This is a genomic window from Proteus cibi, assembly GCF_003144405.1.
In the GTDB taxonomy this organism is placed as follows: domain Bacteria; phylum Pseudomonadota; class Gammaproteobacteria; order Enterobacterales; family Enterobacteriaceae; genus Proteus; species Proteus cibi.
In genome coordinates this window covers 89,013-109,090 of the sequence record NZ_PENW01000009.1, presented here as the reverse complement: position 1 = coordinate 109,090, position 20,078 = coordinate 89,013, and the positions used below count along the sequence as shown (strand labels likewise).

General features: G+C 38.7%; 16 protein-coding genes. 15 read left to right on the top strand and 1 reads right to left on the bottom strand.

Features of this window, described 5'->3' with window-relative positions; translation table 11 throughout:
• The first annotated feature begins 190 nt into the window (after nucleotides 1-190).
• The 11 genes from cmk (at nucleotide 191) to DK865_RS18725 (ending at nucleotide 11,522) form a co-directional block, all read left to right on the top strand.
• Nucleotides 191-877, top strand: coding sequence for a (d)CMP kinase (gene cmk / locus DK865_RS04445; RefSeq protein ID WP_109391329.1), 687 nt, complete (start codon nucleotides 191-193; stop codon nucleotides 875-877).
• Between the two features lie 173 nt (nucleotides 878-1,050).
• Nucleotides 1,051-2,724 (top strand): 30S ribosomal protein S1, encoded by a 1,674-nt coding sequence (rpsA, locus tag DK865_RS04440; protein ID WP_006537421.1) that lies wholly within the window; start codon nucleotides 1,051-1,053, stop codon nucleotides 2,722-2,724.
• Between the two features lie 64 nt (nucleotides 2,725-2,788).
• The gene (gene ihfB, locus DK865_RS04435; RefSeq protein ID WP_006537420.1) at nucleotides 2,789-3,076 is read left to right on the top strand and encodes an integration host factor subunit beta; all 288 of its coding nucleotides are present in this window, start codon (nucleotides 2,789-2,791) and stop codon (nucleotides 3,074-3,076) included.
• Between the two features lie 545 nt (nucleotides 3,077-3,621).
• Nucleotides 3,622-5,859 (top strand): DNA internalization-related competence protein ComEC/Rec2, encoded by a 2,238-nt coding sequence (locus DK865_RS04430; RefSeq protein ID WP_228407727.1) that lies wholly within the window; start codon nucleotides 3,622-3,624, stop codon nucleotides 5,857-5,859.
• Nucleotides 5,860-5,895: 36 nt separating this feature from the next.
• Nucleotides 5,896-7,641 (top strand): lipid A ABC transporter ATP-binding protein/permease MsbA, encoded by a 1,746-nt coding sequence (gene msbA / locus DK865_RS04425; protein ID WP_023581322.1) that lies wholly within the window; start codon nucleotides 5,896-5,898, stop codon nucleotides 7,639-7,641.
• Complete coding sequence (lpxK, locus tag DK865_RS04420) at nucleotides 7,638-8,627, top strand: tetraacyldisaccharide 4'-kinase (protein ID WP_109391327.1); 990 nt, start codon at nucleotides 7,638-7,640, stop codon at nucleotides 8,625-8,627. Before msbA ends, lpxK begins: the two co-directional genes overlap by 4 nt.
• 514 nt (nucleotides 8,628-9,141) lie before the next feature.
• Nucleotides 9,142-9,357 carry a cold-shock protein gene (locus DK865_RS04415; RefSeq protein ID WP_023581324.1) on the top strand — a complete coding sequence of 72 codons (216 nt, stop codon included), beginning with the start codon at nucleotides 9,142-9,144 and terminating at the stop codon, nucleotides 9,355-9,357.
• 415 nt (nucleotides 9,358-9,772) lie between these two features.
• Nucleotides 9,773-9,952, top strand: a complete 180-nt coding sequence (locus DK865_RS04410; RefSeq protein WP_004244593.1) for a Trm112 family protein — start codon at nucleotides 9,773-9,775, stop codon at nucleotides 9,950-9,952.
• Nucleotides 9,953-9,956: 4 nt separating this feature from the next.
• Nucleotides 9,957-10,718 carry a 3-deoxy-manno-octulosonate cytidylyltransferase gene (gene kdsB / locus DK865_RS04405; protein ID WP_109391326.1) on the top strand — a complete coding sequence of 254 codons (762 nt, stop codon included), beginning with the start codon at nucleotides 9,957-9,959 and terminating at the stop codon, nucleotides 10,716-10,718.
• A gap of 197 nt (nucleotides 10,719-10,915) precedes the next feature.
• Nucleotides 10,916-11,404 (top strand): hypothetical protein, encoded by a 489-nt coding sequence (locus DK865_RS04400; RefSeq protein WP_109391325.1) that lies wholly within the window; start codon nucleotides 10,916-10,918, stop codon nucleotides 11,402-11,404.
• Complete coding sequence (locus DK865_RS18725) at nucleotides 11,379-11,522, top strand: hypothetical protein (RefSeq protein ID WP_194295179.1); 144 nt, start codon at nucleotides 11,379-11,381, stop codon at nucleotides 11,520-11,522. Before DK865_RS04400 ends, DK865_RS18725 begins: the two co-directional genes overlap by 26 nt.
• Nucleotides 11,523-11,594: 72 nt before the next feature.
• Here DK865_RS18725 and elyC read toward each other — a convergent pair whose 3' ends face one another.
• A complete protein-coding gene (elyC, locus tag DK865_RS04395) occupies nucleotides 11,595-12,428 on the bottom strand; it encodes an envelope biogenesis factor ElyC (RefSeq protein ID WP_109391324.1) in 834 nt (277 codons plus the stop codon).
• 375 nt (nucleotides 12,429-12,803) lie between these two features.
• On the opposite strand from elyC, the gene cmoM reads away from it, so the two are divergent.
• The 4 genes from cmoM to mukB are packed head-to-tail and all read left to right on the top strand — an operon-like array spanning nucleotide 12,804 to nucleotide 20,078.
• Nucleotides 12,804-13,577: a tRNA uridine 5-oxyacetic acid(34) methyltransferase CmoM gene (gene cmoM / locus DK865_RS04390; protein ID WP_023581328.1), complete on the top strand. Its 774-nt coding sequence runs from the start codon at nucleotides 12,804-12,806 to the stop codon at nucleotides 13,575-13,577.
• Between the two features lie 9 nt (nucleotides 13,578-13,586).
• Nucleotides 13,587-14,909, top strand: coding sequence for a chromosome partition protein MukF (gene mukF, locus DK865_RS04385; protein ID WP_109391323.1), 1,323 nt, complete (start codon nucleotides 13,587-13,589; stop codon nucleotides 14,907-14,909).
• A complete protein-coding gene (gene mukE / locus DK865_RS04380; RefSeq protein ID WP_109391322.1) occupies nucleotides 14,890-15,621 on the top strand; it encodes a chromosome partition protein MukE in 732 nt (243 codons plus the stop codon). Before mukF ends, mukE begins: the two co-directional genes overlap by 20 nt.
• Entirely contained in the window at nucleotides 15,618-20,078 is a 4,461-nt protein-coding gene (gene mukB / locus DK865_RS04375; RefSeq protein WP_109391321.1) for a chromosome partition protein MukB, read from the top strand. The genes mukE and mukB overlap by 4 nt, the downstream gene beginning before the upstream one ends.

Sequence of the window (20,078 nt, the reverse complement as noted above, 5' to 3'; positions counted from 1 at the left end):
CTATTTAGAAAATTTAATCTTAAATAAGACGCTTTAGTGCTTATCTGCTTGTTTCTTCCTATACATTGTATGCGTATAATGTCGCGCATATATTAATACTGTTTTTCTCTGTTTGAACATGATGCCTATTATATCAATGTAATAAGGGCAACAAATACAGAAATGCAGTGCCCACGAAAAGGAGAAACTCATGGCGGTTATCGTCCCTGTTATAACTGTTGATGGGCCTAGCGGAGCAGGTAAAGGAACATTATGCCAAGCATTAGCGAAAGCATTTGGCTGGCATTTACTCGACTCTGGCGCTATTTATCGTGTATTGGCATTAGCGGCTTTACATCACCATGTCGATATCACCTCAGAAGATGCTTTAGTCCCTTTGGCGGCAAATTTAGATGTACGCTTTATTCCTAATGAGAGTGGCTTAAGTGTCATTCTTGAAGGTGAAGATGTTTCAACTGAAATTCGAACAGAAACAGTTGGGAACACGGCATCACAAGCTGCAACTTTTCCTCGTGTAAGAGAAGCATTGCTGCGTCGTCAGCGCGCATTTCGTACAGCGCCTGGCTTAATTGCAGATGGCAGAGATATGGGCACAATCGTTTTTCCTGATGCCCAAGTAAAAATATTTCTAGAGGCGAGCGCAGAAGAGCGCGCACGTCGTCGCATGTTACAGTTGCAGGAAAAGGGCTTTAATGTTAACTTTGAGCGCCTTTTATCCGAGATAAAAGAACGCGATTACCGTGACCGGAATCGCGCGGTTGCGCCACTGGTTGCGGCGAAAGATGCATTAATTCTCGATTCTACAAGCTTGTCTATCGACGAAGTCATTGAAAAATCGTTGACTTATGCTAAAAAAAATCTGCAATTATCAGCGTAATTAATTTTTATTTCGTTTATACTAGGTAATTATCAAAATCGGGTTGACGTGTTAATGAAAACACAACAATGCCCGATGACCTTGTCACAAAGGATGTAACGAGGTATGTGAAACAACCCCATTCGGCCGGATGCTAAATGGACGTTAATTAAATTTACTTGAAGATCATTAACATGACAGAATCTTTTGCTCAACTCTTTGAAGAATCCCTAAAAACAATCGAAACTCGTCCTGGCGCTATCGTTCGCGGCGTTGTAGTTGCTATCGATAAAGACGTTGTTCTGGTTGATGCAGGTCTGAAATCAGAATCTGCTATTCCTGTAGAACAATTCAAAAACGCTCAAGGCGAATTAGAAATCCAAGTGGGCGACGAAATTGATGTTGCTCTGGACGCGGTTGAAGATGGCTTCGGTGAAACCGTTCTGTCTCGTGAGAAAGCTAAACGTCACGAAGCGTGGCTGATGCTGGAAAAAGCTTACGAAGAAAACGAAACTGTTGTTGGTATCATCAACGGTAAAGTTAAAGGTGGTTTCACTGTTGAACTGAACGGCATTCGTGCGTTCTTACCAGGTTCACTGGTAGACGTTCGCCCAGTTCGCGATACAACTCATCTGGAAAACAAAGAGCTTGAGTTCAAAGTCATCAAATTAGACCAAAAACGTAACAACGTTGTTGTGTCTCGTCGTGCGGTTATCGAATCTGAAAACAGCGCAGAACGCGATCAGTTATTAGAAAATCTGCAAGAAGGCATGGAAGTTAAAGGTATCGTTAAGAACCTTACTGACTACGGTGCATTCGTTGATCTGGGCGGTGTTGACGGCTTACTGCACATCACTGACATGGCTTGGAAACGTGTTAAACACCCAAGCGAAATTGTCAATGTTGGCGACGAAATCACTGTTAAAGTCCTGAAATTCGACCGTGAACGTACTCGCGTATCATTAGGTCTGAAACAACTGGGCGAAGATCCATGGGTAGCTATCGCTAAACGTTATCCAGAAGGTACTAAACTGACTGGTCGTGTAACTAACCTGACTGATTACGGCTGCTTCGTAGAAATCGAAGAAGGCGTTGAAGGTCTGGTACACGTTTCTGAAATGGATTGGACTAACAAAAACATTCACCCATCTAAAGTTGTTAACGTTGGTGATGTTGTTGAAGTTATGGTTCTTGACATCGATGAAGAACGTCGTCGTATTTCACTGGGTCTGAAACAGTGTAAATCTAACCCATGGCAGCAGTTTGCAGAAACTCACAACAAAAATGACCGTGTTGAAGGTAAAATCAAGTCTATCACTGACTTCGGTATCTTCATCGGTTTAGACGGCGGTATCGACGGTCTGGTTCATTTATCTGACATTTCTTGGAATGTTGCAGGTGAAGAAGCCGTTCGTGAATACAAAAAAGGTGACGAAATCGCTGCTGTAGTTCTGCAAGTTGATGCTGAACGTGAACGTATCTCACTGGGCGTTAAACAATTATCAGAAGATCCATTCAATAATTACCTGTCTGCTCACAAAAAAGGTGCTATTGTTTCTGGTAAAGTAACTGCTGTTGACGCTAAAGGCGCAACTGTAGAATTAGCTGACGGTGTTGAAGGTTACCTGCGTGCTTCAGAAGCTTCACGTGACCGCGTTGAAGATGCAACTCTGGTTCTGAATGTTGGCGAAGCTGTAGAAGCTAAATACACTGGCGTTGACCGTAAAAACCGCGTTATCAACTTATCTGTTCGTGCTAAAGACGAAGCAGACGAGAAAGACGCTATCGCTTCTGTAAACAACAAAGAAGAAGTTGGTTTTTCAAACAACGCTATGGCTGAAGCTTTCAAAGCAGCTAAAGGCGAATAATTTAAGTTATTAACGGAAGGCAACGTTAATCGTTGCCTATTTATCGGTAGTTTAGGGAGGTAATATGACCAAGTCTGAGTTAATCGAGAGACTTGCAGGCCTACAATCTCATCTTTCGGCTAAGACGGTTGAAGAAGCTGTAAAAGAAATGCTTGATCATATGGCTGATACTTTAGCTGATGGTGAGCGTATCGAAGTCCGCGGATTCGGCAGTTTTTCTCTACACTACCGTGCGCCGCGTACGGGTCGTAACCCGAAGACTGGTGATAAAGTAGATCTGGAAGGTAAATACGTTCCACACTTTAAGCCAGGTAAAGAGTTACGTGACCGTGTAAATATTTATACGGAATAATAACTCCTGTCGAAATGGCACGATGTTAGTTAACTTTCTCAAAAACGGTGCTTAGGCGCCGTTTTTTTATTATCATTTATTATGACTTTTAGCGTATTTCACTGCTCCTGAACTTTTTTCACTCTCTCATCTTGAATTGATCGATTGGCTCTATTTATTTTGTCCTACTAGTACCTGCCTTTCTTGCTTCTTCTTTACTACTGTATTCTACTTTAGTTGCAATTTCTCTACTTAATTATCTATATCACTTAGTTGTTTTGCTTTTTACGAGTTTCTTCTCAAAGTTTATTGTATGTAGCAAGAGAACTTTTTCTTTTTATAAAGTATCGCTAAAAAATGACCTAAAAGCCTTTCTTTAACTAAAGGATAACATCATGATATTTAAAGAATGATTGAAGGTAAGGATACTGAAAATGATTTTATTGAGAAGGGTGATAAATTTTTTTGAGTTAGAGATAGTATCAATAAAACGAAAGTGTTTTTATTCAGCTTATTTTCAAAAACTCTATTTCATAAAATTAACTTTAGATGATATTGCTTTAGCAATGATATTAGGTAGCTTACCGTTATTAATTCAACATACACTTTTTAGCCAAACTATTTATTCTATTATTATTCTTGTTGCACTATTTCTATTATTTGTTCCTTTTTGCTCATTCCGATTTTTAGCGATATCTCTGTTTTTCTGGGTTTATTCAAATATGGCAGCGTCATCGTTAGTGACGAGAACGGAACAGCTTGCTGATAATATAGCAATACTTGAAACTCAAATTAGGGCGTATCGCCAATTAACAGATGGTAATGTTATTATCAAAATACCTATTACGAAAAAAACGCTCTTTTCATCATCTGTGTATGCTAACGTATATTGGCGAAATCCACCTAAAAATATCACAGTAGGGCAACATTGGAAGTTTAAAATTCAATTCAGAGCGGTACATAGCTATTTAAATGAAGGTGGATTTGATAGCCAAAAATATGCTGTTGCTATGAAAGAAACATTAACGGGTAAAGTGGTGACGGCTAAGTTTATCCGAGATGATCTATCACTGCGCACTCAACTCATTCAAACAATCTCAGCTTATTGGCAAACAGCAAAAAATAAAGGTGAAATTATTGCGTTAGTTTTAGGTGATAAGCGATATATAGAACCTGAGAAAAAAAATCTTTATATGAAAACAGGCGTTGCACATTTAATTGTGATCTCAGGTTTACATATAGGTTTAGCTGCTTTTTCTGGTTGGGTTATTGCAAGAGGTATTCAATTTCTTTTCCCTATCAGATGGATTAATCCACAGTTTCCATTAATCATAGCTTGGCTATGTGGTGTTTTTTACGCCGCGTTATCAGGTTGGGGAATACCAGCAACAAGAGCGGTTATTGGATTAAGCGTTTGGGTAATTTTGCATTGGGGGAGCCGATTATTTTTACCTTGGCAATGGGCACTCTGGAGTGCTGCATTCATTCTTATTGTTGAACCTCTTTCTATACTTTCAGCGAGTTTCTGGCTTTCATTTTCTGCGGTATTCGCCATTATTTTTTGGTATTGGATGTATCCATTAAAAGCTAAATATAACTATCAAAAACGGTGGTTTATTTTAAGATTGGTACATTTACAATTTGGTTTATTAATTATTTTATTACCATTTCAATTATATTTATTTAATGGTGCTAATTTTTTGAGTTTTATCGTTAATTTATGGGCGGTTCCTATTATTTCTTTTATTACCGTACCGTTAATAATGCTTGGATTATTGACATTTTTTCTCTCATTTTTACAACCAATAATTTGGCATTGGGTTGATCTTTCTATTAATCTTGCTTTCTGGTGTACTCCATTATTTTTACCATTTTGGCAAGATAGTGGGGCTATTCCTTTATTATTAGGATTTTTGGGAATTAGTCTTATTTTAATCATCAAAATGTCATGGTGGCGTCACCATTTTATTTGTATTGTGGTTATTGGCGTTATTTTATATTGTGAATTGGTAGCTTCTTCTCGCTATCAATGGCGAATGTCTATGCTGGATGTTGGACATGGTTTAGCTATTATTCTTGAAAAAGAGGGGGAGGCGATTATTTATGATACCGGAATGCGTTGGAAAAGTGGTGGTTCAATTGCAAAGAGTGTCATTATTCCTTATTTAAAAAGTCATCGACTAAAACCTGTTGCATTGATAATTAGTCATGATCATCTTGATCATACAGGTGGTATTAAGGATTTAATAAAAGCTTACCCTAATTTAAACATTCGTAGTAGTTTTGAAGATCCTTCGCATTTACCTTGCTTAAGCAATAAATCATGGCAGTGGAAAGGGCTTCAATTCGATGCATTATGGCCACCGAATAAATTACTCTCTCCGAAGAATAATCAATCCTGTGTGATTCATGTTAGCGATGGAAAACACAATATTCTGTTAACCGGAGATATAGAAAAAGAAGCTGAAACTCAATTGGTAAGAGTAAAAAAAGATCAGCTGAAAGCAGATGTTTTACAAGTTCCTCATCATGGTAGTCAAACATCATCCACATTGATGTTTATTCAAGCAGTATCACCTAAATTTGCGCTCGTTTCTGCTGCTCGTTATAGCCCTTGGCGTTTACCTTCTGATAAAGTACATCACCGTTATAAAAAAGAAGCTATTAATTGGCTAACAACCTCTATTAGTGGGCAAGTTTCTATCGAGTTTAATCAAAATAATATTGATGTATTTACCTATAGGCGAGATATTTTACCTCGTTGGTATCATCAGTGGTTTGGTGTTTTGACGTTTCCCGAGTAGAATGACCGGCTAATTATTAAAAGTTTGGTAATATATATGAATGATATAGATCTATCAACGTGGCAAACATTCCGACGCTTATGGCCGATGATTCGGATTTTCAAAGCAGGTTTGATCGCTGCAGCAATTGCATTAATCATCAATGCGGGTGTGGATGCATTTATGATTTCTTTATTAAAACCGCTTCTTGATGAGGGTTTTGGTAAAGCTAGTAATGACGTATTAAAATGGATGCCTATTGCTGTTATTGGACTGATAGTTCTGCGTGGTATATCCAACTTTATTTCAAGTTACTGTCTTTCTTGGGTATCAGGAAAAGTGGTAATGAATATGCGTCGCCGCCTATTTTCCCATATTATGGGAATGCCAGTGAGCTTTTTTGATCAGCAATCAACAGGGACTTTGCTGTCTCGTATCACATATGATTCAGAACAAGTTGCCTCCTCCTCATCAGGCGCTTTGATAACAGTTGTGCGTGAAGGGGCTTATATCATTGGGCTATTTGGCTTGATGTTTTATTATAGCTGGCAATTATCCCTGATCCTTATCGTTATCGCACCGATTGTGGCTTTTGTTATCCGTTTGGTATCGACTCGTTTTAGAAAGATCAGTAAACGAATACAAAATAGCATGGGGCAAGTGACAACTAGCGCAGAACAAATGCTAAAAGGGCATAAAGAAGTTCTGATTTTCAATGGTCAAGAAGTTGAAAATAAACGCTTTAACCACGTGAGTAACCATATTCGTCGTCAAGGTATGCGAATGGTTGTTGCGTCGTCAATTTCAGATCCTATCATTCAATTGATTGCTTCTTTCGCGTTAGCCTTTGTCCTGTATGCAGCAAGTTTCCCTGAAATTATGGAAACATTAACAGCCGGTACAATAACGGTTGTTTTCTCCTCAATGGTTGCATTAATGCGTCCACTAAAATCATTGACTAATGTGAATGCCCAATTTCAGCGTGGTATGGCTGCTTGTCAGACGTTATTTGCTATCCTCGATATGGAGCAAGAAAAAGACACGGGTAAGCTTGAACTGAAAAAACCAACCGGTGATATTGAGTTTCGTAACGTGACTTTCCAATATGTCACGAAAGATACGCCGGCACTGAAGAACATATCATTCACTATCCCTGCGGGGAAAACTATTGCATTAGTTGGACGTTCTGGTTCAGGTAAGTCTACGATTGCCAATCTGATCACGCGTTTTTATGACATTAATGCAGGTGAGATACTGATTAATGGTCATGATATTCGGGAATACACATTGAAATCTTTGCGTAACCAAGTTGCATTGGTTTCTCAAAATGTGCATCTTTTTAATGAAACTGTGGCAAACAATATCGTTTATGCATGTGAAGATCAGTATACCCGTGAAGATATTGAAAAAGCGGCGAAAATGGCTCATGCGATGGATTTTATCCAAAAAATGGATAAAGGCTTAGATACTGAAATTGGTGAAAATGGTGTGCTACTTTCAGGTGGACAGCGTCAGCGTATTGCAATTGCAAGAGCGTTATTACGAGATTCACCAATTCTTATTCTTGATGAAGCAACATCAGCACTAGATACAGAATCAGAACGAGCGATCCAGTCAGCTCTTGATGAACTACAGAGAAACAGAACCTCTTTAGTCATTGCTCACCGTTTATCAACTATTGAAAAAGCGGATGAAATATTAGTTATTGAAGACGGTGAAATTGTTGAACGTGGCGCACACCTTGATTTGATTGAGAAACAAGGTATTTATGCCCAACTTCACAGGATGCAATTTGGCAAATGATTGAACGGATTTGGTCTGGTAAATCTTGGTTTTATATCCTACTGCTTCCCTTCTCATGGTTGTATGGCGCGATCACATTATTAAGACGTTTTGCATACCAGAAAGGATGGTTAACATCATGGAAAGCGCCTGTACCTGTTGTGATTGTTGGCAATCTAACTGCAGGTGGGAATGGCAAAACACCTATTGTTATCTGGCTTGTTGAGCAATTAACACAGCAGGGATTTAAACCCGGTGTTGTGTCTCGTGGTTACGGCGGGAAATCAGACCATTATCCATTACTTTTGTCATCCGATACGACACCTGCCATGGCAGGTGATGAACCTGTATTAATTTATCATCGAACAGGTGCTCCCGTTGCGGTTGCACCTAATCGACGAGATGCGGTAAAAGCGTTATTAGCTCAGTATGAACTTGATGTGATCATTACTGACGATGGTTTACAGCATTATGCATTACAACGTGATTATGAAATTGTTGTTATTGATGGTCAGCGTCGGTTTGGTAATGGTTGGTGGTTACCCGCAGGTCCTATGCGGGAGCGTGCAGAGCGCTTAAATTCAGTAGATGCAATTATCGTTAATGGTGGCGTGAACCAAGGTAACGAGATAGGCATGGTGTTAGAAGGTGATATTGCTGTCAATCTTAAAACGGGAGAGAAACAACCCATTCAGCAAATTAAAAAGGCTGTTGCTATTGCTGGAATTGGTCATCCACCCCGATTTTTTAACTCTTTACATGAAAAAGGGATAACGTTAATCGCAACAAAAGCATTTAGTGATCATAGTGATTATAGTGCTCAAGAATTACAGGATTTAACACCTAATTTAGAACCCCTTATTATGACAGAAAAGGATGCTGTTAAATGTCAGCATTTTGCGCAAGATAATTGGTGGTATTTACCCGTTAGCGCTGAATTAAATAGTCAATCTGTGCTAAAACAAGTCAGCAATTTAATTTACGGCTCGAAAAAAACTTGTATCTGATCTGAAACAATGATATTTATAGTGGAAATCAGGATAGCGTTACATAAAAGATTACCTACCTACAGTTGCATATCGCTTTTGTCGTAGTTCAATTTAACTCGCCATTTCCCTATCTACTCAAAAGCCTTGTGTGGAGAGTTTGTGGATCTTGAATGTAGGGTTAATATTTTTTGTTGTGAAGAGCGTCGAGTTTTGTGCACAGAGAATGATAAAAACCATTTTTGATGGTGAGTAATGATCTCTATATTCGGTTATCTTTTTTATTAGTGCGCAATAAATATCAATATGTCATTTTTTTGTCATATTGATACTGTAAATATCTATTGAGCTTTATGATATTTATTAAGCTTAGCTATCACGATTTTGAACATTTATATTGAATAATAAAATGCACTACTTAAATTAATGTGTTCAGAATTTAATTGGGGTTTTATATAAGAAGACTTAATAAAAAGTAGGATGCATTTGTATAGGAAAGTAAAACTATACAAAGAACAAAAGGAGTTTATCTATCATGACATTACAATTAAGAATGGGTCGCGTAAAATGGTTTGACAATAACAAAGGTTATGGTCTTATTGTTGCAAGAGATATTGAACAAGAAGTTTATGTCAATAAAAAAGCGATTGCCAATACAAAAAATAAAGCATTAACAGAAGGTCAAGACGTTGAGTTTTCTGTTATCAGAACAGCAGCAGGTTTAGAAGCCGCTGATGTTATCGGGTTTTAAATAAGGCTAGGCCTTGTTAAAGTTGTAGATAAAACGATAGTTTAGCATTGAGATTAAATTATCGTTTATGCCTATTTTTAGGTAGGTAAGCGGAAATAGCTTACTACCAAGCTGAATAAGTAATATAAAAGAGTCGTTTCGTTAATTAGAATGCAATAAAGATAATAAAAAGGTTAAATTATTATCAATAAAAGCTGAATGTAATTCTTTATTAATGATGTTGCAGACTCAACGATAAAAAGCCACATTGTTGTGGCTTTTTTGTTGCTTATAGTAAAAGAGAAAATAATAAATTTATTAATAACTAAAATAATTTTCGAATTATCACTAAACGAGAGGTTTTGAGTATTAACGCTGATCCTTCCTTATGATATCCTTTTGCCATATAAAATGATTAACCCTTGAGAGGGACAAAATGGATCACCGCTTACTTGAAATTATTGCTTGTCCAGTTTGCCACGGCAAACTTATCTTTGATAAAGAAAATTCAGAGCTTATCTGCAAAATTGATCATTTAGCTTATCCTGTTCGTGACAATATCCCCGTTCTTCTGGAGAATGAAGCAAGAGAATTATCACTAGAAGAGGAAAAATAACTTCATGTTCACGGTCATTATCCCGGGTCGATATGCATCGACCCGTTTACCGGGTAAACCCCTCGCGGATATTCATGGTAAACCTATGATTGTTCGTGTAATGGAACAGGCTATGCGCTCTGGTGCAAACCGTGTCATCGTTGCAACTGATAACTTAGATGTTGTTGCTGCAGTTGAAAAAGCGGGCGGGGAAGCGTGTATGACTCGCGAAGATCACCATTCAGGCACAGAACGCTTAGCAGAAGTCATTGAAAAATATCAATTTGCAGACGATGAAATAATTGTTAACGTACAAGGTGATGAGCCTCTTATTCCACCTGCTATAATTACTCAAGTCGCTGAAAATTTGGCGAGTTGTGGTGCTGGAATGGCAACATTAGCGGTGCCTATTGTTGACTCCAAAGAAGCTTTTAACCCAAATGCGGTGAAAGTCGTGATGGATGCAAAAGGTTTCGCACTTTATTTTTCTCGTGCAACCATTCCTTGGGAAAGAGACCGTTTTAATTTATCACATGATGAAATTGGTGAGCATTATCTACGCCATATTGGTATTTATGCTTATCGTGCAGGCTTTATACGTCGATATATTACTTGGGAACCAAGCCCATTAGAATCAATTGAAATGTTAGAGCAACTGCGTGTGCTGTGGTATGGCGAAAAGATCCATGTTGCAAAAGCATTAGAAGTTCCTGGTGTGGGTGTAGATACACAAGATGATCTTGTTGCCGCCAGAGCTGCATTTAGAGCATTAAATCAAGAATTTTAATTCTTTAGTAAAGATAAACTGAAATTTCAAAGGCATGTAAGTTAATTACATGCCTTTTTTGATGTGTATGTGTTGATGGTTAATTAGCTAACTATATGATAATAATGAATAAAGTTTGTCTTAAATTGCAGGGTAAAAGGCGTTTTCGTAATTTTTTATGCTAAAATTTGAGCTGGTTAATTGGCTTACTGTTTAAGATGACAATACAATACTCTGGTGAATTTAAAGAATTTCCTAATCATAATTTTATTGCACATACTTACGATTTTTTTGTAGATGAATTCAAGTTTATTCTATTTTTTAGCCAAATAAATATTACTGATGAAGAATATATTTGTTATAGAAGTGAAGAGGTTGGATTTAAAATTATAGATCAGTGTTATGATTTAAAATTTGATAGGCAAGAAAATTTTTTTAATGAAACTTACTACAGACCACCTCTTAAAGGAGAATGTTCTCGTAAATTTTGTTTTCAAAATGAATTAGCCGAGGCACTAAAAACAATAATTGAATTACATTGTAAGACCTATAGATCTAAAGCATACTTATTTTTTGCGGAAAATCATAAATTGAAGCGTTATTATGACCGAATTTTACAGAAACTACATATTGACGTAATATCTATTATTATGAGTGATTTAGGAGATATGGGGAGTGGCTATGTTATCAAAACACGATATTTCTAAGTTAAAAAAAATGGGTGTAATGGAACGTAAAATAGAAGCCATGCGTCAGCTTAAGTCCTCTTACGATCAAGCAAATAAAAATAATACGTTATTATTACGCGTAGCTAAAATCCGTTAAAATTTCAAAGGCATGTAAGTTAATTACATGCCTTTTTTGATGTGTGCTTTGAAATCTTTTCAACAAAGATTGTTAGTTTTTTGTACTGGCAATAGTCTCTTCGCTCTGCTTATTCTCAGGTAATAATTCTGGATGACTCTCTGGTTTTATTGATTGCCACATCGATCCTAAAAACTCATACCATGCACGTTCACTGTGTTGAAAGTAAGTGGCAGAGGGAAAATATTTTTCCCAAGGATGTAATGGCGAAGTAATAGCTAATTGGTTAGCTGGCGCAACAATAGGGTTCATGCCTCGTGCTAAAAAGAAACGTTCAGCGCGTGCTAAATGATTGGCAGACGTTACAAGTAAAAATGGTTTCTTACCAATTAATTTATCAACTTCATAGGCTTCTTCTTCTGTATCTTTCGGTGTTGATAATGCGATAGTTTTATCTGCCGGGACACCTAAAGATTGTGCCACTTGCGCGGCGACTTCTGCACTACTTATCTGATTAACACCTGCTCCCCCCGTAAAAATCAGTGTTGAATTAGGATTGCGATAATAAAGCCTTACTCCTTCAGTAACACGAAACAAACTATTGTTAAGAAGATTAGAACTGGGTGCCCATTCGGGGTTATAAGTAAATCCACCCCCTAAAACAACAATGTAGTTCACATCTTGTTGCGAATTTTCTCGTAATTCATAACGAGCTTGATACTCTTTTTCACTTGGCATTAATAGTGTATCGGCAACGGGTTGTATGCCTAAAATAGTTAACAGAACAAGCACAACAGTGAGTAGGCTTTTTCCGGTTTTTTGCCAACGAGTAAACCAAAGTAGTGCTAATGCAAAAAAGGCGATTGATAAGAGCAAAGGCAAGGGCATCAGAAAGCCTGCAACATACTTTTTGAGCAAAAACAGCATAAATCATCCTAGATTGAGTGAAATACATGCAATTGATAGCGAAAGCTTAGTGAAAACTAGGGGAATTCCAAGACATTGTGTCAAAATAGCTAACACAACAACGTTTCACTAAATTTTCATCAATAGAAATAAAGAACCGTTTAATTATTTATAAAACGATAAACGTTTGAACGTTAATTTTTTCATTAATAAGCGTTATATTTATACTGCGCTTTGCGAATAGTCTGATTCATGACTTATTTCTTTAGAGAAAACAGTCAGTATCATAGAACACTGGTAAAATTGTCCTCTTTATTTGTGTACAGTGTCTCATATTTTTGAATTTATCAGAACGCAAAGAGCGCAAGTAGTCAGTTGTTATCATGAGGCGTTTTAATGTCAGATCGTAATTTTGACGATATTGCAGATAAATTCTCCCGCAATATCTATGGCACAACAAAGGGTAAAATACGTCAAGCGGTGATTTGGGAAGATTTACAGCAATTATTGACCCTCTTACCTAACCGGAATTTGCGTATTTTAGATGCAGGTGGAGGTGAAGGTTATTTCTCTCGTCAGCTTGCTAAATTAGGACACCAAATTATCTTATGTGATTTATCACAAGAGATGCTTAATCGCGCACAAGACGCTGCGATTGAAGAGGGTGTTATCGAGAACATGACGTTTATTTGTTGTGCCGCTCAAGAGATTAAAGAGCATATAGATGAAAGGGTTGACTTAATTTTATTTCATGCAGTATTGGAATGGATCACGGATCAGAAAGACGCCGTAAATGTTCTTACCGATATGTTGCTACCTAATGGTATCTTATCGCTGATGTTTTACAATGCGAATGGCATTGTCATGAGAAATGCGATTTTAGGAAATTTTCATCTGGCAAATCCTGAGATCCCACGTAGAAGAAAAAAATCGCTATCACCTCAAAATCCATTGCAACCAGAAGATGTTTACCAATGGTTAGATGAGTTTTCGATGACAATATTAGGCAAAACGGGTGTCCGCGTTTTCCATGATTATTTGCAAAGTCGTCAGTTACAAAATAAAGATTTTCCATCGTTGCTTGCATTAGAGCAACGATATTGTCGGCAAGAGCCCTATATCAGTCTGGGGCGTTACATTCATGTCATGGCACAAAAGCGTGTAAATTAAGGATGTACTATGAGTGATTTTACCCAGACCGTTCCTGAGTTAGTGTCTTGGGCGAGAAAAAATGATTTCTCAATCTCACTGCCACCAGAAAGATTAGCTTTTTTGATGGCTGTTGCTGTATTAAACAGCGAGCGTCTTGATGGCGAAATCAGTGAAGGGGAGTTAATTGATGCCTTTAGGGAAGTGTGTAAAGGCTTCGAGCAACCCGCAGAATCAATACAAGTTCGCGCGAATAATGCCATTAATGACATGGTAAAGCAGCGACTTTTTAACCGTTTTACCAGTGAATTGGTAGAAGGTAATGCAATATACCGTTTAACCCCGTTGGGTATCGGAATTAGTGATTACTATATTCGCCAACGCGAATTTTCATCATTGCGCTTATCTATGCAACTTTCTATTGTGGCGGGGGAGCTTGATTCAGCGGCTAGCGCTGCAGAAGACGGCGGTGATGAATATCATTGGCATCGAAATGTTTTCGCACCTCTAAAATATTCAGTAGCGGAAATTTTCGATAGCATTGATTTGTCTCAGCGAATTATGGATGAGCAGCAAAATACAGTAAAAGACGATATTGCTGCGTTATTAAACCAAGATTGGCAAGCGGCTATTTCAAGCTGTGAACAGTTACTATCTGAAACATCGGGTACGTTAAGAGAACTACAAGATACACTTGAAGCAGCGGGAGACAAACTTCAAGCTAATCTCTTACGTATTCAGGAAGCAAACATGAATACGGGTCATGTTGAGCAAATAGATACATTAGTGTTTGAACTTCAAAGTAAGTTAGACCGCATTATTAGTTGGGGTCAGCAATCTATTGATTTATGGATTGGATACGATAGGCATGTCCATAAATTTATTCGTACAGCGATTGATATGGATAAAAACCGTATTTTTTCTCGCCGCTTACGTCAATCCGTACAAAACTATTTCGACAGCCCATGGGCATTGACTTACGCGAATGCTGATCGGTTGTTTGATATGCGTGATGAAGAACTGGTTCTACGTGATGAAGAAGTCACGGGTGAATTACCCGAAGAGCTTGAATATCAAATGTTCAGTGAAGTGAACGAACAGATAGCGCAATGGGTAGAGCAAGAGCTTGCTTCTTACAAATTAGAACAACGAGCATTAGATCTCAGTTCGGTGTTAGTTGAATACCTTAATCGTTATCCGCAACAGAAACATTTTGATGTTGCACGTATTGTGATTGATCAAGCAGTACGATTAGGTGTAGCGAAAGCTGAGCTCGCAGGATTACCTGCAAAATGGTCAGAAATTAACGAATATGGAGCTAAGGTACAAGCGCATGTCATCGATACATACTGAACAATTTATGCCAGCAAAACTGGCGCAGGCATTAGCGAACTCACTTTTTCCTGAACTGGATAGCCAGTTACGATCAGGCCGACATATCGGTATAGATTCTCTGGATAATCATGCTTTTTTGATGGATTTTCAAGATGAGTTATCAGACTTTTATGCGCGTTATAACGTTGAATTAATTAGAGCGCCAGAAGGCTTTTTCTATTTGCGACCTCGTTCAACCACACTTATTCCACGTTCTGTGCTCTCTGAAATGGATATGCTGGTGGGGAAAATTCTTTGTTATCTCTATCTTAGCCCTGAACGTTTAGCGAATCAGGGAATATTCACCGTTCAAGAGCTGTTTGATGAATTAAGAACATTAGCAGATGAAACCAAACTTTTACGTTTAGTGAATCAACGCTCAACCGGTTCTGATCTTGATTTGCAAAAATTACAAGAAAAAATGAGAACCTCTTTAAATCGTTTACGTCGCTTAGGCATGATTTCATTCTTATTAAATGATATGCAGCGTTTTTCGATCACTGAATCTGTTTTTCGCTTTGGTGCAGATGTACGTAGTGGTGATTCTCCACTTGAGGCTCAAATGCGAATGATCCGAGATGGTGAAGCAATGGCGCTTGAAGATAGCTCAGAAACACTTAACGATGATGAAGAAAATGAAGATGAGCAATTACAATCCAGTGAAGATGATGCGGAGGGAGAAAATAAATGATTGAACGGGGAAAATTTCGCTCATTAACACTTATCAACTGGAATGGGTTCTTTGCTCGTACTTTTGATCTAGATGAGTTGGTGACTACGTTATCAGGTGGTAATGGTGCGGGTAAATCAACCACTATGGCTGCATTTATTACAGCTATGATCCCTGATCTTACTTTACTTCATTTCCGTAATACCACAGAAGCCGGATCGACAAGTGGATCGCGTGATAAAGGGTTGTACGGGAAACTGCGCCCTGGGGTGTGTTATGCCGTATTAGATGTAATCAACTCGCGTCATTTACGTGCTGTGGTTGGTGTTCGTTTACAGCAAATTGCAGGACGTGATAAGAAAGTTGATATCAAACCCTTTATGATCCAAGGGTTGCCAATGGCGGAAAACCCAACAGAAATTTTGACGCAAGCTGTTGCCGATCGCCAAGCTCGTGTTTTACCGCTTAATGAATTAAAAGAAAAAGTTGAAGCTATTGATGGGGTTGTTTTTAGACAATTTAACTCTATTACTGATTTCCATGCGGTGATGTTTGATTTAGGGGTTATTCCTAAACGTTTACGCTCAGCAAGTGATCGTGCCAAATTCTATCGTTTAATTGAAGCTTCATTGTACGGCGGTATTTCAAGTGCGATTACACGCTCTTTACGTGATTATTTACTACCTGAAAATAGTGGTGTAAGAAAAGCCTTCCAAGATATGGAAGGCGCATTACGTGAAAACCGCATGACGCTTGAAGCGATTCGTGTCACTCAATCTGATCGTGATTTATTTAAGCATTTAATAACAGAAGCGACATCTTATGTTGCGGCTGACTATATGCGTCATGCCAATGAACGACGCGTTCATCTTGATGAAGCTTTAACCGTACGCCGTGAGTTATGGAGTCAACGTAAATCCATTAATAACGAAGCGTATCGATTTGTTGAAATGGGCAAAGAGTTAGAAGAGCAACAAGCGTTATCTTCTGATCTTGAAGCGGATTATCAAGCGGCAAGCGACCGGCTAAATTTAGTGCAAAATGCGGTTCGTCAACAAGAAAAAATTGACCGCTATGTTGCTGATGTAGAAGAAATAACTTTCCGTTTAGAAGAACAAAGTGAAGTGGTTGAAGAAGCCGCCTCTAAGAAAGAAGAACTTGAAGCACGCGTAGAGTCAGCAGAAGAAGAAGTCGATGAACTAAAAAATCAGTTAGCAGACTATCAGCAAGCATTGGACGTACAACAAACCCGCGCAATTCAATATCGCCAAGCTGTACAGGCTTTAGAGCGTGCTAAAGCACAATGCGATATTGCGGATTTAGACGAAACCAATGCAGAGCAGTGGGCTGAGCGGGTCCAAGCAAAAATTCAAACCATTACACATTCATTGCTTGCGATGGAGCAGAAACTCAATGTTTCTGAAGCCGCTAAAACACAATTTGATCAAGCCTATAAACTGGTGAGCTCGATTGTTGGTGAGGTTGAACGTCAAAATGCATGGGATGCCGCAAAAACGGCATTACGTGAATGGTCTTCTCATCGACATCAAGCGGATAGGGTTCATCCTATTCGTATGCAGTTAGCTGAATTAGAACAGCGTTTGCATCAACGAAATAATGCAGAACGTCAACTTGAAGAATTTAATAAACATCATGGCAAGTCGATGGAACCTGATGATTTGTTAATTCTGCAAGATGAATTAGAAGCAAAAATTGAAGAGCTTAGCGATTACGTTAATGAATCTGGCGAACACCGCATGCAAATGCGCCAAGAGTTAGATCAACTTAAACAACAAATTGAAAAGCTGAAAAAACAAGCACCGGCATGGCTGGCGGCACAAGATGCGTTAACACAATTGTGTGAACAGACTCGTCAATCTTTTGAAACGGGTCATCAAGTAACAGAATATATGCAACAGTTACTTGAAAAAGAGCGTGACGCAACGGTATTACGTGATGAAACTGCAACACGCAAACAACAGATTGAAGCGCAAATTGAACGTTTAAGTCAGCCAAGTGGTGCTGAAGATGGGCGATTAATTACGTTAGCGGAACGTTTTAATGGCGTTTTATTATCAGAAATTTATGATGATATTACGTTAGACGATGCACCTTATTTCTCAGCATTATATGGCCCAGCACGTCATGCGATTGTGGTACAAGATCTGTCCCAAGTACAAGCACAATTAGAAACATTAGAAGATTGCCCTGAAGATCTCTATTTTATTGAAGGTGACCCACAGTCTTTCGATGACAGTGTATTTAATGCACAAGAGATGGATAAAGCGGTTCTCATTAAGAGCTCAGATAGACAATGGCGTTATTCTCGCTATCCTGAAATTCCACTGTTTGGTCGAGCCGCGCGTGAAAATCAATTAGAAATTTTATCGCGTCAGCGTGATGAGCTTTCTGAACTTTACGCAACACAAGCTTTTGATGTACAGAAGATCCAACGTGCTCACCATGCCTTTAGTCAGTTTATTGGACAACATATTTCAGTGGCATTTGAGGCTGATCCTGAAGAGAATATTCGTCAGTTGAATCAGCGACGTAACGAGCTAGAAAGATCGTTAGCGCAATACGAAGAGAGCACTCAGCAACAGCGCCAACATTATTCACGAGCTAAAGAATCGCTAAATCTTCTTAATAAACTTATTCCTCAAATTAATATCTTGATGGATGAAACACTGATTGATCGTGTGGAAGAGTTACGTGAAGAGCTGTACGCCGCAGAAGAGTCAATGCGTCATTTACAACGTCACGAAAAAGCATTGGCAACATTAGAGCCTATCGCTTCAATTTTACAAAGTGATCCACAAGTACATGAACAACTAGCGCAAGATTACGAGCAAGCGAAAGCAGAGCAGCAACGTTATCAGCAACAAGCTTTCTTGTTGGTGGAGGTGGTACAGCGTCGCCCACACTTTAGTTATAGTGATGCTGTTGAGATTGTTAGTGAAAATAGTGATCTTAACGAGAAGCTACGTCACCGTTTAGAGATGGCAGAAACAGAACGTGCTACGGCAAGAGAACTTTATCGTCAGCAACAAGCTCAATGTGCGCAATTTAATCAAGTACTCGCATCATTAAAAAGCTCCTTTGACACTAAATCTGAATTGCTCAGAGAACTTGAGCAAGAGATGCGTGATACAGGGGTCCATATTGATATTGGTGCAGAGGCAAGAGCTAAAGAGCTTCGTGATCAGCGTTATTCTGCGGTCAGTGCAAACCGTACACGTATTAGTCAACTTGAGCGAGACATCGCACTGAGTGAAGCGGAGCGAGATAATTTAACCAAGAAAATTCGTAAACTTGAACGTGACTACATTCAAATTCGTGAGCATGTTGTGAGTGCAAAAGCGGGTTGGTGCGCGGTTATGCGCTTAGTGAAAGAAAATGGTATGGAGCGTCGTTTACATCGACGAGACTTTGCTTATCTTTCTGCTGATGAATTACGCTCAATGTCGGATAAAGCGTTAGGGGCTTTACGTCAAGCAGTTGCTGATAATGAATATTTACGTGATGCATTACGTCGCTCAGAAGATGCGAAATATCCTGATCGTAAAGTGCAATTCTTTATTGCGGTATATCAGCATTTAAGAGAACGCATTCGCCAAGACATCATTAAAACCGATGATCCCGTTGATGCCATTGAACAGATGGAAATCGAACTCGCTCGCTTAACTGAAGAGTTAACTAGTCGTGAGCAAAAATTAGCGATTAGCTCACGAAGTGTCGCGAATATTATTCGTAAAACTATTCAGCGCGAACAAAATCGTATCCGTATGTTAAACCAAGGTTTGCAAGCGGTTTCATTTGGTCAGGTGCGCGGTGTCCGACTCAACGTCAATATTCGTGAAAGCCATCAAGTATTATTGGATGTGTTATCTGAAGAAGATAACCAGTATCAAGATTTATTTAAAAACCAAAACCTGACCTTCTCTGAAGCAATGGCGAAACTTTATCAGCGTTTAAACCCTCAAGTGGACATCGGTCAACGTATGCCACAAACCGTGGGTGAAGAGCTGTTAGATTACCGTAATTACCTTGAAATGGATGTCGAAGTTAATCGTGGACCTGAAGGTTGGTTAAAAGCAGAAAGTGGCGCTTTATCAACAGGTGAAGCCATTGGTACGGGGATGTCAATTCTGGTAATGGTGGTACAAAGCTGGGAAGAAGAATCACGACGCCTAAGAGGAAAAGATATCTCTCCTTGTCGTTTACTCTTCCTTGATGAAGCGGCGCGTTTAGATGCAAAATCTATTGCAACGTTATTTGAGCTTTGTGAGCGTCTTGATATGCAGTTAATTATTGCGGCACCAGAAAATATCAGTCCTGAAAAAGGAACAACCTATAAATTAGTCCGTAAAGTGTTCAATGGCACCGAACATGTACATGTTGTTGGGTTAAAAGGTTTTGGTCAACAGGCTGAAAAAGATAAAATTGCATCATCAAATGTTGCTGAAATAACAGAATAA